Source organism: Comamonas sp. B21-038 (genome assembly GCF_022387135.1).
Taxonomy (GTDB): Bacteria; Pseudomonadota; Gammaproteobacteria; order Burkholderiales; family Burkholderiaceae_C; genus Comamonas; species Comamonas sediminis.
In genome coordinates this window covers 2210915-2227012 of sequence record NZ_CP092462.1, presented here as the reverse complement: position 1 = coordinate 2227012, position 16098 = coordinate 2210915, and the positions used below count along the sequence as shown (strand labels likewise).

Sequence of the window (16098 nt, the reverse complement as noted above, 5' to 3'; positions counted from 1 at the left end):
TGCCAAGGCATCCCCTGGCATATCCATGATTCCGAACAGCCGGCGCACTATTTTTACCATCTGCTCGAACAACTACCTGCCCATGGCCAGGGTGTTGCTCCAAAGTGCGGGCCAGCAGCATCCCGAAGCAGATATCTATCTTTGCCTAGCCGATGCGCTGTTGGAAGAGCCGGACTTCTATGCGGGCGACTTTGAGGTGGTCACCGCCGAGGCGCTGGGCATTCCGGATTTCAGGGAGTTTGCGTTTCGCTACGGGATCATGGAATTCAACACGGCGGTGAAGCCGTTCATGTTCCGCTACCTGATGGCGCAGGGCTATAACCAGATGGTCTACCTCGACCCGGATATTGAGGTGATGGCGCCGCTGGTCCATGTCTTTGCCTTGCTGGACGATGGCGCTTCCCTGGTGCTGACCCCGCACCTGACCCGGCCCGCGGAGCGGGACGCGTTTCCGGACGATGTGGGCATCATGCGCGCGGGGGTTTTCAACCTGGGTTTTCTGGCGGTGAGTGCATGCCCGGAGGCCGAACGCATCATGGCCTGGTGGGGCGGACGGCTGCAGTACCAATGTGTTAACGAGCCCGAGCGCGGCCTCTTTGTCGACCAGAAGTTCATGGACCTGGTACCGGGCTTTGCCGCGGATGCTCGCATTCTGCGCGAGCCAGGCTACAACCTGGCGTACTGGAACCTGCACCAGCGCAACCTTCAAAAGCACGGCAATGGCTGGACGGTCGATGGTGAGCCGCTGCGGTTTTTCCATTTCAGCGGCATTGACCCTGCAGACCTGCGGCAGCTCTCCAAATACACCACGGCCTTTGGCCCCGGCGCCATCTCCCCTGCATTGGCGGCCCTGATGCAGCGCTATGCTCGGCAGGTGCTGGCGAATGGCCATGGCCGCGTGCCAGCGGCCAGCTATGTTTATGGACGGTTTGCCTCGGGCACGCTGATTCCCGATGCCGTGCGCCGCATGTTCCGGGATGGGCACCGCTGCTGGTCGGGCGGCGATCCTTTTGAGACCTATGAGGCCTACCTGCAACTGCCCAGCCCCCACAGTCCCCTGTGTGGCAAAGGTTATGTTACGCGGATGATGGCAGGGTTGCATGCGCGCGAGGCCTGGTTGCAGCAGACCTTTGACCTGCGTTCCACGCAAGGGGTCGCTGCCTATATTGACTGGTTCTGTCTGCATGCCCGCACCCAACTGGGCGATGCACGCTTGGTGGAGCCGGTGCAGCTGCGAGCGGCGCGCGTGTCCGTTGCGCTGCCGCCAGTGCGCATGCCAGTGCCGGCCTCGCTTGGCGAGGCACAGTTGACTGTGGTGGGCTACCTGCAGGTGGCATCGGGCGTTGGGGAGGCTGGGCGGCAGACGCTGAGGGCCGCGATGCATGCGGGTTTTCGCGCGCAGGGCCTGGCGATCCGGCCACCTTCCTTGCCTGAGGCAGTCGACGTGGAGCAGGCGCCCTGGATCACCGAGGCCCAAGCCGCCCAAGTGCAGATCTTCAATGTGAATGCCGACCAGTTGCCCACGGTCATCCGCGACCTGGCGGACCGCTTGCCGCGCAACAGCTGGCGGTCGGTGGTGCCATTTTGGGAGCTGGAGCATTTTCCGGATGACTGGATGCCAGCCTTCGACCTGGTGGATGAGGTGTGGGCCCCGACACGCTATGTGCAGAAAATGCTGGTCAACCGCTTGAACAAGCCGGTGCTGTATATGCCGCCGCAACTGAGCTTTGTGCCGCCGCCGCCGGCACCGCGAGCGCAGTGGGGCGTGCCTGAGCAGGCCTTTGTGTTCTTCTTTGCATTTGATTTTCTGTCTTATGTCGAACGCAAAAATCCACAGGCCTTGTTGCGTGCGTTCCGCGATGCCTTTCCGTCCCAGGGAGCCGCAGAGGTTTGCCTGGTCATCAAGACGCTGAACGGCCACCAGGCCGGCGCGCACAGCCAGGCCTTGTTGGAGACGCTGCAGCGCGATCCCGGCGTGGTATTGGTCGACCAACTGCTAAGCCGTGCGCAGAGCCTGCAGTTGATGGCCTGCTGCGACGCCGTAGTATCGCTGCATCGCAGTGAGGGGCTGGGCTTGCTGGTGGCTGAGGCCATGCAGCTGGGGCTGCCTGTGGTGGCGACTGACTATTCGGCCACTACCGAGCTTGTTTCTCCCTCCACCGGATGGCCGGTGGCCTGCAAGCTGTGCCCTGTGCCGGAAGGTGCTTATCCCTACCACGAAGGGCAGGTGTGGGCCGAGCCGGATGTGGAGCATGCTGCCTGGCAAATGCGGCAGGTCTACCTGCACCGGGCCGAGGCCGCGCGCCGTGCCAGCCATGCGCGTGCGCGGCTGGAGGCGGAATTTGGCGCCGATGCCACTGCACAGCGGCTGCGCCGCCGGCTTGCAGCGTTGCTGGCCGGTGGCGAGCGCTTGGGAGATGCGGCATGACCAAACCGGCCAGCACCCCAGCAGCGACCATGATGCGGCGCTGGCTCGTCGTTGGTGATATCGGCGGCGCGGCGCAGTTCCATGTTGGTGACGAGGCCATGTTTGCAGCCAATCTGCAACTCCTGCAGCGCCTGTGCCCGCAAGCGCAGCGCATAGCCGTCTCCCGGGATCCGGCATTCACGGCGGCCACCTATGGCATCGCTGCCGTGCCGCGCCTGGGCTTTGCCGATTGCGCGGATGAGGCCGAGCGCGAAGCCTTGCTGGCGCAGCTCTGCGCAGCTTCGCATGCCCATTGGACGCAGCGCAGGCCCGCCGCGATGGAAGCTTTGCGTAATGCGCAGGATGGCCTGCTCATCTCCGGTGGTGGCAACCTGCGCAGCACCTGGCCGGCTTTTTTGTACGAACGCCTGGCCTTGGCGCGCCATGCACAGCGCCTTGGTGCGCCCGTCGTGGTCCTGGGCCAGACCCTCGGCCCGGAGCTGACCGACCGCCACCGCGCCATGCTGGCCGAGCTGCTGGCGATGGCTACGTGGGTCGGGGTGCGAGAGCAGCCCAGCTACCAATTGGCGCTGGCGCTGGGCGTGGATGCCAGCCGGCTGTCTCTGCAGCTGGATGATGCCCATGGACTTTGGCAGCAGCCCATTCGCGATGGCTATCTGCCGCAGCCCTTTGCGTTGGACCGGCCCTGGATGGCGCTGAGTTTTCATCCACTTTGCGATCTGAGCCGCAACGATCGCTTACTCGACAGCCTCGCCCAGCAGCTGGAGCAGGCGGCGCGGTTGACCGGCTGTAGCCCGGTGTTCATCCCCCATGCAAGGGCAGATGCAGCCCATGGCGCGCCCTGGTCCGATGAGGATATGGGTCGGGCGCTGGCGGAGCGCATGCGTCATACCCCCATGCTTCTGCTGCCTGTGATGTTGCCGGAGCAGGTGGCATGGCTCACCGCACAGGCCCATCTGGTGATCAGCTCGCGCTACCACCCGCTGGTGTTTGGCCTGGCGGCTGCCAAGCCTTGTCTGGGTGTCTGGAGCGACCAGTACACCCGCACCAAACTGCGAGGCGCCTTGGAGCATCACGGCAGCGCCCATGCCGCCTGCAATGTGCAAGAGCTGGATGAAGGCTTGCTGATCCGCCGCCTTGCCGCGTTGTGGCAGGGCCGCCAAGCCTGGCAGGCCCACCTGGCCGCGCAAGGCCGGTTGCTGGCCGAAGACGAAGCGCGCAGGCAACAGGCGCTGGCGACCTTGCTGGTGACCGGCCAGAGGCTAGAAACGCCCATTCCTTCCATCGCTGTCGGCAAGTCCACCGCTGCGGTGGATGACACGCCGGCCAGCGCACCGCCTCTTTCTCCCGACGCTTTCCACAGGAGGTCTCCGATGCTTACCGAGGCAGACTGGCAACAATTCGCCCAAGACGGTTATCTGCACCTGGGCCAGGTGCTTGCGCCCGAGGCGCTGGAGGCATTGCGGCAGCGTGCCGATGCGCTGGCGCTGGGAGAGGTGTACAACCCGGGGGTGCAGATGCAGCTCGATACCGGTGGGGCCTACGAGGAGCTGCCCGGGGCCGTCGAACGCTTTGACGAAGGCACACTTCGTTACCGCAAGATCCAGGGGCTGGAGCATGACCCGCTGTACGCAAAGCTGATCGAGCAGCCGGTCTTCAGGACCATCTGCGCAGGCATGTATGGCGCGCATGCGGCGGTATCGATCTTCCGGGCGATGGTGATGAACAAGCCTGCCGGCCATGGCACATTGCTGCCCTGGCACCAGGATGGCGGCGCCGTCTGGCAGCTGGACCGTGACCCCTTGGTCACCATCTGGGTCGCGCTGGACGATGCCAATACCTCCAATGGTTGCATGGATGCGGTCCGGGGATCGCACCGGCTGGGCTTGCTCAGCACGCAGGGCAGCACCTTGACCGAAGACGCGGTGCGCGCGCATTGCCCACCCGAATTGACAGTGCCGCTGGAGGTGAAAGCCGGGCATGCGCTGCTGATGCACAACTGGCTGATCCACCGCTCGGGCCTCAATACGTCGCGCACGCCCCGGCGCGCCTTCACGATGTGCTGCATGGATGCGCGCACGCGCAACCTGCTGACCGGGACGCATTTTCCGGTGGTGTATGGCTCGCAAGTCAGTGCGCCCGATGCCTACGTGCAACAGCTGCAGGCGGACTTGGCCGCGCAGACTGAGCGATTCGACAATGCAGAGCGCTATGCCCAGGACCTGCTGGCGACCAATGACGAGCGCCAAGCGATGATCGATGAGGCCACGCAATATGCGCGCAGCCTCGAGGCCGAGCTGGCGCGTTGTCAGCAAGGTGGCAACGCTGCGCAAGACGTACGGCGTGCCAGCGCTGCGGTGGCGCAGATGCGTGACGAGATTCTGGAATTGAACCATGCCCTCAAAACCGCGTATGAGCAGGGCGTTGGAGACGGGCACGAAATGGCGCGCTTGCGCCAGCAGGTGGTCGATTTGCATGCGAGCGTCGAGGCGCTGCACCAATCGGCTTCATGGCGCATCACCGCGCCACTGCGCCACTTGTATGAGCTCCTGGTGCTGCGCACGAAACGCTGATGGCCCCACGTAGCATTCCCCCCACAGAGCGACAGGCTCCGGAAAGCCGCTGGCAGCACCAGGCTCAGTTGCTGCTGCAGGACCTGTCGCAGTCGCTGCGGCAGTGGTCGCTGTGGACACATCTGGGCTGGCAAGATTTGCTGCGGCAGTACCGTCGGTCTGTATTCGGACCAGCCTGGATTGCCATCAATATGGCGATATTTACCGCTGCCTTTGGCTGGATCGGCTCACAGCTCTTCAACCAAAACCCCAAGACCTATGTGCCTTACTTCTGCCTGGGCAATGTGTTTTTCGGCTTTCTGACGACGATGTTCAATGAGGGCTGTCGCACCTATGTCGATGCAGCGGCCTTCCTCAAGCAGGCCGCTTACCCCAAGTTCAGCTTTGTGTTCCGAGTGATGTGGCGCAGCCTGCTGATGTTGCTGCATCAGCTGCCGCTGATCGTGGTGGTGCTCTGGTATGGCGGTAACCTGGGTGGCGCGCTGTGGCTGCTTTGGTTGGCAGGGCTGGCCCTGACCGTGCTCAGCGCCACATTGGTGTTAGCCGTGTTGGCGGCACTGGCCACGCGCTACCGTGATGTGCCCATGGTGGTGGCCAGCGTGCTGCAAATCGCCTTTTTTGTGACCCCAGTGATGTGGCATGCCAGCCAACTGAGCAGCGAACGCGCGCAGTTGCTGACCGCCCTCAATCCGCTGGCCGTTTGGCTGGATCTGATGCGCCAACCGCTGCTGGGAGCTGCGCCCCCGACCAGTACTTGGCTGGCGTCCGGGCTGGTGTTGGGACTTCTGCTGGTGGTGTGCAGCTTCACCTATCTAATTGCGCGCCGGCGTATCAATTACTGGCTCTAAGCCCTGCAAGACACCCCGAGGAGGCAGTATGCAACCCTTCATCCAGCTCCGCGATGTCGACATTGCGTTCCCTGTGTTTGATGCGCAAAGCCTGGGCCTCATCAATACGCTGGTGCGGTTCGGCGGCCTGCGTGGCAGGCGTGTTGCGGGGCCGGCGCCGATGCGCTCCGTGCAGGCCCTGCATGGCATCAACCTGTCTCTGCAGTCGGGCGACCGCATTGGCCTCATCGGCCACAACGGAGCGGGCAAGTCCACGTTGCTGCGGGTGCTATCCGGGGTGTATGAGCCGGTCCGGGGTGAGGTGTGCCAGCACGGCAGCGTCTCGGCACTGACTGACATCATGCTGGGCATGGACCCGGAGGCCTCGGGCCTCGATTTCATCATTACCCGCGGCATTGTGATGGGACTGTCGAAACGGCAGGCGGCTGACTGGGTAGAAGAGATTGGCGCCTTTACCGAGCTGAGCGAGCGGCTGCACATGCCCGTGCGTACCTATTCTGCAGGCATGCTGCTCAAACTCGCCTTTGCGGTGGCCACGGCGATCACGCCCGATATTTTGCTGATGGACGAGGTCGTGGGTGCCGGGGATGCCAAGTTCCAGGAGCGGGCGCAAAAGCGCCTGCATGCACTGATGTCGCGGGTGAGCATTCTCGTGGTGGCCAGCCATAACGAGCAGCTGCTCAAGTCCTTTTGCTCGCATGCGCTGGTGCTGCGGCAGGGCACAATAGAGTACCGGGGCACGGTGGACGATTGCCTGGCTTACTACCATGCACATGCCTGAGCAGCCGCAGGGCAAGCAGCAGGCTGCCGTATCCCCATCACCGGATAGATAGCCAGAACAGGAAACCGATCACCATGGCCAGCCGCGCCCTGGTATGGATGCGCCGCGATTTGCGCTGCGACGACCATGCCGCTCTCTACCATGCCTTGCGCCGCTTCGAGCAGGTGTATTGCGTCTTCGTCTTTGACACCGACATCCTGGACCTGCTGCCGACGCGCGAGGACAGGCGGGTGGACTTTATCCATGCCAGCGTGCTGGCGCTGGATGAGGACCTGCGCCAGCTGGCAGCGGGCAGCGGTACGCCTGGCGCGGGCTTGCTGGTGCGGCATGGCTCGGCTGCGCAAGAGGTGGTGCAGCTGGCGCAGGCCCTGGGCGTGCAAGAGGTGCTGACCAACCGCGACTACGAACCCGAGGCCATCGCCCGCGATGCGCGCGTGGCCGGTGATCTGCAGGCCGCCGGCATTGCGTTCAGCGATTACAAGGACCAGGTGCTGCTGGACCGCGATGAGGTGCTGACCCAGCAAGGCCATCCCTACAGCGTGTTCACCCCCTATAAGCGCGCCTGGCTGCATAAGCTCGATGCCTTCCAGTGCCAGGCCTACCCGGTTGCGCGCTATGCCGGGCATCTGGCGGCGCTGCCCCAGGGCGAAGGGATACCGTCGCTCGCCGATCTGGGTTTTGCGCCCAGCAATCTGGCATCGCTCAAGATACCTACCGGCAGCCGGGGCGCGCAGCAGCTGCTGCAGGATTTTTTGCCGCGCATGGCGGCCTACCAGGAGGCCCGGGATTTTCCGGCGGTCAAGGGCGTGTCCTACCTGTCGGTGCATCTGCGCTTTGGCACCGTGTCGATTCGCCAACTGGCCGCGCTGGCCGTGGCGCAGGCGCGTACGGGCTGCGAGGGCGCGCAGACCTGGCTGTCGGAGCTGGCCTGGCGTGACTTCTACGCGATGATTCTTTGGCACCACCCGCAGGTGGTGACCCAGTCGTTTCGTCCCATCTATGACAAGGTGCAGTGGGACGATGCACCCGAGCTGTGGCAGGCCTGGTGCGAGGCGCGCACCGGCTACCCGCTGGTGGACGCCGCGATGCGCCAGCTGCTGCAGACCGGCTACATGCACAACCGCCTGCGCATGGTGGTGGCCAGCTTTTTGACCAAGGACCTGGGCATTGACTGGCGCGCGGGCGAGCGCTTTTTTGCCCAGCACCTCAATGACTATGACCTGGCATCGAACAACGGCGGCTGGCAGTGGGCGGCCTCGACCGGCTGCGATGCCCAGCCCTGGTTCCGCATCTTCAATCCCATCACCCAGTCGGAGCGCTTCGACCCGGATGGCAAGTTCATCCGCCGCTACCTGCCCGAGCTGGCTAAGGTGCCGGACCGGTACATCCACTTCCCTGCGGCGATGAAGCCGCTGGAGCAGCAGGCCTGCGGTCTGCAACTGGGGCGCGACTACCCGCAACCGGTGGTGGACCACGGCCGGGCACGCGAGCGGACCTTGATGCGGTTTCACTTCATGAAGAATCCGGATTGACGGAGCAGCCTGGCTGCAACTGCGCTAACGCGCAGGCCCGCGCCGTCTCTTGATCAGCGCGGCGCAGTGACCCTGGCTACCGGAAGCCGCATCGCGATGCGCCGCTCCGGCGGCAGCCCATGCAAGGCCTCCGCGTCCAGCGTGTCTTGCAGGCGTGGCCCCGGCTGCGGCAGCTGCTCAAAGCCCCGTTTGGCATAGGCAGGCGCACACCACGCGAGGTCTGAGAAGGTCGTCAACGTCAGCGCGCTCAAACCCTGCGTGATCGCATGCCGGTAAGCACTGTCGATGAGCAGGGTGGCAATGCCTTTGCGCTGCCAGTCCGCGTGGACGGATAGCTCCCAGAGGTGAAGCTCGGTGCCGAAGATCTCGGTGCTGATGAAGCCGGTCAGAATGCCGTTATCGGCCTCGGCCACCCATACCGATTGCTGGAGGATGCGGCTTTCATGCTCAGCCTGCGCGATCAGGGGGCCATCTGCCAGCCAGGCCAGGCCGGCGGCATTGTCATACAGCTGTGCGGCAGACTTTTCAATGGCTGGCAAATCTGCAGCGTCTCTGAGGCGGGCAGGGCGGATCAACATACAGGGGCTCCAGATGCACACCGTGCTCTCTGGGGGAGAGGTCGGACGGCCTGGCATTGTAGTTCTGTCCTGAAGTGCTGTGGACCCAGAATGCGGAGCTGCCGAGCCGCATCCTGCGCGCCGCTCAGCATTTGCATGGGGTCATCACGACTGGCTCCGTGCAAGACCCCTCAAAAAATCAATCAATCTTCAAACCAATCGCGCTGAACATCGCGCCATAGCGGTCCAGCTCGTCCTTGCTGCGCACGCCTAGCGTGGTCAGGCGCCCCTTGGCATCGGCATCGTTGAGCGCTTCTTGCAGAGCCCGATTCAGTTGGGCGAGGACCCCGGGGCTGGTTTTGGCGGGCGCTCGACGCTGGCCATGGCCAGGGGGCGTACTTAGGCTGATGTGATCAGCGGCGTGGCACTGGTCTTCAGCAACCACCCGTTAGTCACTGTCGTGCTAGTTGCTCCCTAGGGACCCTCTGCAAAACTCCCTGCCGTGGGCTGAACGCGGCCTCGGGCGATCCGCGCTACTTCCTGGCGTTCTGCAGCGCGATCAGCCTGCGGTATTTATCGAAGGTCCTGCTGACGTCGGTGGATGCTGCAGGCACATAGCGTTTGGGTTTGGCGCCTCCCAGTGCGACCAGGGGGCGCGTGGGCATCGTCAGCATCGGTGGGGTGGTGGGGGATGGCATGGTTATCTCCGTCGATGGCCTTGATGTTGCGTGGCCCGCAGGGCAAAAAATGTCGGCGGTTGCCGCGAGTGACTGTCCCCAGCCGTGCCATGTGAAACAAGCTGCTCTAGCTATGTTATGTTTCCACTAGTTTCAGGATGACTGCAAACGGCCGGACGGAGGGCCGGAGGCACAGACCTGATTGTCATGGCGATGCGCCCGAAGAGGAGGCTGTATGAGATCCCGTGCAAAGTCTTTGTCGGAACTGCAGATCACCGTCGTCACACCTGACCAGAGCAAGCTGTTCAGGATGGCGTATCTGGCGGGCATCACCGATGCTGCGGCCATCTTCAACGTAGACAGCGCGCTGGCAGCCAGCGACGAGGCGGCAGCCCGGATTACGCAGGCGCTCGATGACGCGGTCGCCGCATTCGAAGAAGACTGCCTCTCGGTCGGGCCCGGCCATCTGGCGCCGGAATCCGATACCTGACTAGCCTCCGATGCCCTGCCAGCCCCGCACCACATGCGGGGCTTTTTTTAACGCTTTCGCAGCTACGCGCGCACTGCAACAGCCCTATACCTTTATCAGGCACCGTGGAGAGTATCTGTTGATAAACATACAATGAAACGGTCGTCACAAATTTTGATGCGCAATGGATTCCATCAAATGGTTGCTGCTGACTTATAAAGTCCCGGCCGAACCCACCGCCAAGCGGATGGCGCTATGGCGGCGCCTCAAGGCGCTCGGCGCGGTATACCTGCAAAACGGCGTATGTCTGTTGCCCAAGACCGACGACCATGTGCGCCGCCTCAAGGTGCTGGAGAATGACATTGCGGCCATGGATGGGGACTGTGTGCTGCTGGAAACGGTGGCGCTGGACCGCTTGCAGGAGGACAAGGTCATCACCCGCTTCAAGGCCGACCGGGATGACCAGTACCGCGAGCTGCTGGGCCGTTGCCAGGATTTCGAGGCCGAGATCGCCAAGGAAATCGCGATCGAGAAGTTCACCTATGCCGAGCTGGACGAAGAAGAGACCGATCTGAAGAAACTGCAGGCCTGGTACGAGAAGATCCGCAAGCTGGATTTCTACGATGCACCGTTGGCCGTGACAGCGGCCGAGCGGCTGCAGCACTGTGAAGCCTTGCTGGAGGCCTACGCCCAACGGGTGTATGACGCGCATGACGAAAACCGTTGAAACCCCCAAGCCCGCAGACGGCAGCGCATTGCCGCGCGGGGCGCGAGCGGTGCCGCGCAGCGTCTGGGCGCTGGGCTTTGTCTCGATGCTGATGGATATCTCGTCGGAAATGGTCCACGCGCTGCTGCCCATCTACATGGTGGCCGTGCTGGGCACCTCGGTGCTGGCGGTGGGGCTGATTGAAGGCATCGCCGAGGCGACGGCCTCGATCGTCAAGGTGTTCTCCGGCGCCATCAGTGACCGCTTTGGCAAGCGCAAGCTGCTGGCCGTGCTGGGCTATGGCCTGGGCGCGCTGACCAAGCCGGTGTTTCCGCTGGCCGGCGGCCTGGAATGGCTGGTGGGCGCGCGCTTTGTGGATCGCGTGGGCAAAGGCATACGCGGCGCGCCACGCGATGCGCTGGTGGCCGATGTGACGCCGCCGCATCTGCGTGGCACCGCTTACGGTCTGCGCCAGACCCTGGACACCATCGGCGCCTTCACCGGTCCCTTGCTGGCCATTGGCCTGATGTGGTGGACGGCTGACAACTACCAGCAGGTGTTCTGGCTGGCAGTGTTACCCGCATTTGCGGCGGTGGCCGTGCTCGTATTTTTTGTGAAGGAGCCTGCCGCGCCGGTCGCTCCCAGACCCCGCCAGTGGCCGCTGTGCAAGCGCGAACTGCTGCGCCTGCCCAGTGCCTATTGGATGGTGGTGGGACTGGGTCTGGTGTTCACGCTGGCACGCTTCAGCGAGGCATTTCTGATCTTGCGTGCACAGTCGGCAGGTCTGCCGCCGATGTGGGCGCCTGCGGTGCTCGTCGTGATGGGCATCGCCTATGCGCTGTCCGCGTATCCAGCGGGGGTGTTGTCGGACCGCCGTCCCCGGCAGGATGTGCTGCTCGCGGGCCTGGGGCTGTTGATGGCTGCCGATCTGGTGCTGGCTTTTGTACCGGGACTTTTGGGTCTGGGGCTGGGCGTGGCGCTGTGGGGCCTGCATATGGGGTTCAGCCAGGGCTTGCTCAACGCGATGGTGGCCGACAGCGCGCCCGCTGAACTGCGGGGCACCGCCTTTGGCATTTTCCATTTGCTCACCGGTGTGGCGCTGCTGCTGGCCAGCGTGATCGCCGGCCTTCTCTGGGATACCCTCGGCTACCGGGGCACCTTTGTCTGTGGTGCAGGTTTTGCACTGCTGGCAGCGCTGGGCTTGCTGCTGCAACGCCGGCGCGCTCGGGCTTGATGCACTTCTAAACCGGTGCGCGCAGGGCGCGGGCCGGGCTGGTAGAACCAGGTTGCACCTCGGCTTCTGTGCCAAAACATGCCAAGTCCTCATGATCACCGCAGACAGCTTTGGTCTGCAGGCCCCTGCAATGGTCTGATTTTCCACGCAGCAACGCCGCGCCAGGCATGCCTGACGCGGCGTATGCATCAGCGCGTAGCGCTTCAGCCCTGATTGGTCTGTTTGTAAGACCGGTTGGCACGCTCCCAGGCTGCCTTCACGGCAGGCTCTGCCTGAGTCCAACCCAGGCGGCTCTCCGCGCGCTCGGCTTCCCAGCGGCGTTCCCAATCGCTGCGAGCATCGTTCCAATCGACAATGCCGTCGCGCACCGATTGGTAGCCCGCGCGGTAGGCGGGGGCATAGTCATCGTAGGTATAGCCCTGCGCAAAATAGGGCTCGCGCTGATAGGCATCGGCCCAGTAGGCGTCTTCTGCGGTAGGGTTCACCGCTTCTGCAGCACCCTTGCCCGCCAAGCCGCCAATCACGGCGCCGACCACACCGCCGACAGCGGTGCCAATTGGCCCTGCGACCGAGCCGGCTGCTGCGCCGGTAACGGCGCCACCAGCGGCACCGATGCCCGTGCCAATCGGATGCGCACCTGGCTCATCGGTGATTGGGTCCGGGTTGAGGTTGTTGTTGGGGTCCTGGGGATGGGTCATGTCGTGCTCCTGAGTGGATATTCCGATTGATTGGGCGGATCCCGCATGTTCGGCTGGTGTCCGTCCTCGCCACTCCATGGTGCAACGCAGCCCTGGCGCACACCGTAGGACAAGCGCAGCAGCACCAGTACGACGGACCTGCGCAGCCCTGTCAACGCTGCCTTGCAGGCTGTCGCCTGGGACCACAGCAGCGCAGGGCGTTTGCCTGACAGACGGAAATGGCGGCGCTGCGCACACTGGAGTTAGCGCAGCGGCGTGCACTTTGCATGCGCACCGGCATGCACGCACTGCCACAAATCTTCCTCAATGATGACCCAGAAACCGATGCCATGATCCGATTGCAGTTCTCTTTGGAGCTTGCCTACACGGTACTGACTCCGAGCGCCGACTTCTTCTTCAACTTTCATCCCGCCTTCACCGCGCACCAGACCGTGGCGCATGAACGGCTGACCGTCAACCAAAGCGGTGCCACCTGGGCGCTGCAGCAGGACGCCGCCGGCCAGCGCAGCATGCGGCTGCAGGCCCAGACCGGTCCGCTTCAAGTCAACTACGAAGCAACGGTGGAGATGCGCCACTACAGCGATGACCCTGCGCAGATTGCCGAGGTCCCTGTCTACCAGTTGCCGCTGGAGGTGTTGCACTACATCTACCCCAGCCGATACTGCCAATCTGACCGGCTTGCGGGCTTTGCCTACGACCTGTTCGGGAATCTGGCTCCCGGCTATGCGCGGGCCCAAGCCGTGTGTGACTGGGTGCAGCGGCATGTGAAGTTCCGCTCCAACAGCTCATGCGGCACGACCTCGGCGATGGACACACTGGTCGATTGTGTGGGCGTCTGCCGCGATTTTGCCCACCTGATGATCGCGCTGTGCCGTGCCATCAACCTGCCAGCCCGTTTTGTGACCGGTACCGACTATGGCGCCGATCCGAAGCTGGGGCCTCCGGATTTTCATGCCTATGTCGAGGTCTACCTGGGTGGCCGCTGGTACCTGTTTGACCCCTCGGGCACGGCCATCCCGATGGGCATGATGCGGCTGGCCACCGGGCGCGACGCAGCCGACGCTGCGTTTGCAACGATCTTTGGCGGCGTCACCAGCGAGCCGCCGCGCATCGAGGTGGTGGCCGAGCAGGACGGCGCGCAGTGGCAGATGCCGGTGCATACCACTCAGGGTTTGTCGACTGCGCAGGTGTGATGCCTTGCAGACACGCGCCACTCAGTCGGTGCTCAAGCCCACTGCGGGCCCGTGCGTGTTGATATGTAAGCCGAGGCTCATTGACAGCGGCTACTTCACGCAGTAGGGCCTGAGCGCCAGTCAGCATCAAAAAGGGAGCGAATTTCAACACTGGGCGTCCAGGTTCCACGCGCTCACAAGCGTTTTTGCTCCGGATGGCGCGAGTCTGGTCACCCATTTGTATGAAATAAACAACTCCCATCGACATAGGAGACACATTTTAGGTATCCAAGGGTAAGTGAATTGTTAATTCTGTGACAATTCTTGCGCAAATCTTACCCTTTGGAAATCCATGAACTTATTTGAAGAGTTGTTTAAGCGATGGGCTGCTGCCAAACGCGCTATCGCGGCAGCCATGTTCGCACTGCTTGCGGCGTTACCGGGCATCGCATTGGCGCAAGAGGTGCTTTACCTGACACCGGATAAAGCCACTCCGGATAACTTCAACATCCTGACCTTTACCGCTGGAGGTTTGACCAACCGCTTCGGCGAGCCTGGCGAAGGTTGGGTGGATGGCCGGGGTTGGCTGTCACAGGAGGCCCCGTTGAATCCCACTATCTTTGACGGCAAGAAGCTGGTGGTGGTAACGACGGTATTTGAGCCGCTGAACGTCAACCAGATTGAAGTGCTGAAAACGGCGATGACAACACGCCCCGAAACCGCGTTTGTCATCTTCTCCGATGGGTGCTGCGCGGTCAGTGGCAATCTGACGCCGATCGTGAAAATCCTCAACGATGCCACCCAATGGGGTATCAGCCTCCCTGCGACACAGGTGGGCGGCAAGGTCGCGGCACCCCTCAATACTGCCTCTCCGTACCAGGCCAGCTTCAGCAGCCTGAACCCCTTGCAGGGCGCGGCGTATCTGACCATCAGCAATGTGCCGACCCCTAACGCGCTGTACCTGCCGCAAGGCACTGCCGTTCCGGTGGCTGCAGCGCGTACCTCCGCCTATGGTTTCTTTGTGCCGAAATCGGCGATGAACGGGGGGAGCTGCACCTTCCTGACTGCAGATGCCTCGCCTTTTGGTACCGATAGCAACACCACCCAGGCCCGCTCCAACGAGATCATCAGTGCGTTCGCCAAGGCGGCATTGGATGAAGATGGTGCTTGCAATCAGGCGGTGCCCGATGTGGATCTGGCTGTCAGCTTCACCGGCCCTGCTGCGCTGGCCGCCACGCCCCAGACCTATACGTTGCAAGTGAAGAACTTGGGCAACACCGCCAGCACCGCGCAGGCGATGGCCACCGTGACGCTACCCGTGGGCTACACCGCCCAGCCATTGCCAAACGGCTGCACCAGCCTGGCGGCGCCGCAAAATGGGTTTGCATGCACGGTCCCGCCACTGGCGGCATTGACAGGGCAGATCAGCTACAGCATCGATGTGGTACGTGCCACCGGTGCTGCGCCGGCCACGGGCACGGCGTTTGTCAACCCTGTCGTGAACGGCGAGACGGTGACGGCGAACAACACGTCCACGTTGCTGTTCACCACCGCTGCCGATGTGCGCATCGACCTGGCTGGCCTGCCTGCTTCCGGCAAGCAGGGTGATGCCTACAGCGGCAGTTTCCAATGCACAAACAGCGGCACAGCAGCGATGGCCAATGCCGTCTGCACCGTCACCGGCCTGCCTGCGGGTGTGCAGATCGCCGCATGTTCGAGCAACGGTGCCGCCTGGACGTCTCCCGCTACGATTCCTGAAGGTCAGACTGTTGTCTGCCAGGTCAGCGGTACCGCCACGCAGGAGAGCGTTTTCCCGGTACAGGGCACCGGTGGCAGCAGCACGGCGGCTGCCGATGTGACCATCGCCGCGCCAACGCCAGACCCTGTTCCGACACCTGTACCTGAGCCAGCGCCACAGCCGGTTCCTGAGCCCGAACCCGTCCCAGAACCTGGCGCCGCCATCCCCGTGCCATCGCTGTCGCAATGGGGCCAATGGCTGCTGAGCGGTCTGCTGGTAGCGCTGGGCTTGGTGGTGGTGCGCCGCAAGCATGGTCAGCACTGATAGGTGAGTGAAAGCTGCAGTGCGGGCCTGGGTTTGCACGGTGGCAGGGCGTTGTGGGCTGGTTTCCATGCCCCCAAGCCTCAGTGTTCAGTCCCTGCGCTGAGTGCTACCAGCAGTTACGAGTCGCGTCTCCAGGGACGACTGCTTGCTTGATAGGGCACAGAGCTTTGTGATTTACGCAGCGTCTGCACTCAACCAAAAAAATGCCGCCCCTGTTGGGGCGGCATTGCATTCAAGAAGAAAGCCGATCCTGAAAATCAGGATGTTCATGCAAGTCAAGAGAGGGAGGGAGGGTACGCATGAACTCGGCGAAACCGATGCTCAAATTCTAGGGCGGCCACCGGTATTTGCCTGTTAAACG

General features: G+C 63.1%; 14 protein-coding genes. 10 read left to right on the top strand and 4 right to left on the bottom strand.

The window, feature by feature from the left end; all coding sequences use genetic code 11:
* Positions 1-25: 25 nt before the first annotated feature.
* The 5 genes from MJ205_RS10130 to MJ205_RS10110 all read left to right on the top strand — a co-directional run bounded on the left by MJ205_RS10130 (position 26) and on the right by MJ205_RS10110 (position 8162).
* On the top strand, positions 26-2428 hold the full coding sequence (locus MJ205_RS10130; protein WP_239812325.1) for a glycosyltransferase: 2403 nt from the start codon (positions 26-28) through the stop codon (positions 2426-2428).
* Positions 2425-5001 (top strand): phytanoyl-CoA dioxygenase family protein, encoded by a 2577-nt coding sequence (locus MJ205_RS10125; protein ID WP_239812324.1) that lies wholly within the window; start codon positions 2425-2427, stop codon positions 4999-5001. Before MJ205_RS10130 ends, MJ205_RS10125 begins: the two co-directional genes overlap by 4 nt.
* Positions 5001-5849: an ABC transporter permease gene (locus MJ205_RS10120; RefSeq protein WP_239812323.1), complete on the top strand. Its 849-nt coding sequence runs from the start codon at positions 5001-5003 to the stop codon at positions 5847-5849. The genes MJ205_RS10125 and MJ205_RS10120 overlap by 1 nt, the downstream gene beginning before the upstream one ends.
* 28 nt (positions 5850-5877) lie before the next feature.
* The gene (locus MJ205_RS10115; protein WP_239812322.1) at positions 5878-6630 is read left to right on the top strand and encodes an ABC transporter ATP-binding protein; all 753 of its coding nucleotides are present in this window, start codon (positions 5878-5880) and stop codon (positions 6628-6630) included.
* A gap of 74 nt (positions 6631-6704) precedes the next feature.
* Positions 6705-8162: a cryptochrome/photolyase family protein gene (locus MJ205_RS10110; protein WP_239812321.1), complete on the top strand. Its 1458-nt coding sequence runs from the start codon at positions 6705-6707 to the stop codon at positions 8160-8162.
* 53 nt (positions 8163-8215) lie between these two features.
* On the opposite strand, the gene MJ205_RS10105 is transcribed toward MJ205_RS10110, so the two are convergent.
* The 3 genes from MJ205_RS10105 to MJ205_RS10095 all read right to left on the bottom strand — a co-directional run bounded on the left by MJ205_RS10105 (position 8216) and on the right by MJ205_RS10095 (position 9417).
* The gene (locus tag MJ205_RS10105; RefSeq protein WP_239812320.1) at positions 8216-8740 is read right to left on the bottom strand and encodes a GNAT family N-acetyltransferase; all 525 of its coding nucleotides are present in this window, start codon (positions 8738-8740) and stop codon (positions 8216-8218) included.
* Between the two features lie 178 nt (positions 8741-8918).
* Positions 8919-9164, bottom strand: a complete 246-nt coding sequence (locus MJ205_RS10100) for a hypothetical protein (RefSeq protein ID WP_239812319.1) — start codon at positions 9162-9164, stop codon at positions 8919-8921.
* A gap of 88 nt (positions 9165-9252) precedes the next feature.
* Positions 9253-9417 carry a hypothetical protein gene (locus tag MJ205_RS10095; RefSeq protein WP_239812318.1) on the bottom strand — a complete coding sequence of 55 codons (165 nt, stop codon included), beginning with the start codon at positions 9415-9417 and terminating at the stop codon, positions 9253-9255.
* A gap of 214 nt (positions 9418-9631) precedes the next feature.
* On the opposite strand from MJ205_RS10095, the gene MJ205_RS10090 reads away from it, so the two are divergent.
* The 3 genes from MJ205_RS10090 to MJ205_RS10080 all read left to right on the top strand — a co-directional run bounded on the left by MJ205_RS10090 (position 9632) and on the right by MJ205_RS10080 (position 11805).
* Positions 9632-9886: a hypothetical protein gene (locus MJ205_RS10090; protein WP_239812317.1), complete on the top strand. Its 255-nt coding sequence runs from the start codon at positions 9632-9634 to the stop codon at positions 9884-9886.
* 163 nt (positions 9887-10049) lie between these two features.
* Positions 10050-10592 carry a Chromate resistance protein ChrB gene (locus MJ205_RS10085; protein WP_239812316.1) on the top strand — a complete coding sequence of 181 codons (543 nt, stop codon included), beginning with the start codon at positions 10050-10052 and terminating at the stop codon, positions 10590-10592.
* Positions 10576-11805 carry an MFS transporter gene (locus MJ205_RS10080; RefSeq protein WP_239812315.1) on the top strand — a complete coding sequence of 410 codons (1230 nt, stop codon included), beginning with the start codon at positions 10576-10578 and terminating at the stop codon, positions 11803-11805. Before MJ205_RS10085 ends, MJ205_RS10080 begins: the two co-directional genes overlap by 17 nt.
* A gap of 203 nt (positions 11806-12008) precedes the next feature.
* Here the strand turns inward: MJ205_RS10080 and MJ205_RS10075 are convergent, their stop codons facing one another.
* Positions 12009-12503: a hypothetical protein gene (locus tag MJ205_RS10075; RefSeq protein ID WP_239812314.1), complete on the bottom strand. Its 495-nt coding sequence runs from the start codon at positions 12501-12503 to the stop codon at positions 12009-12011.
* 278 nt (positions 12504-12781) lie between these two features.
* Between MJ205_RS10075 and MJ205_RS10070 the strand changes: the two genes are divergently transcribed.
* Complete coding sequence (locus MJ205_RS10070; protein WP_312451139.1) at positions 12782-13696, top strand: transglutaminase-like domain-containing protein; 915 nt, start codon at positions 12782-12784, stop codon at positions 13694-13696.
* A gap of 394 nt (positions 13697-14090) precedes the next feature.
* Positions 14091-15737 carry an IPTL-CTERM sorting domain-containing protein gene (locus MJ205_RS10065; protein WP_239812313.1) on the top strand — a complete coding sequence of 549 codons (1647 nt, stop codon included), beginning with the start codon at positions 14091-14093 and terminating at the stop codon, positions 15735-15737.
* Positions 15738-16098 lie beyond the last annotated feature (361 nt).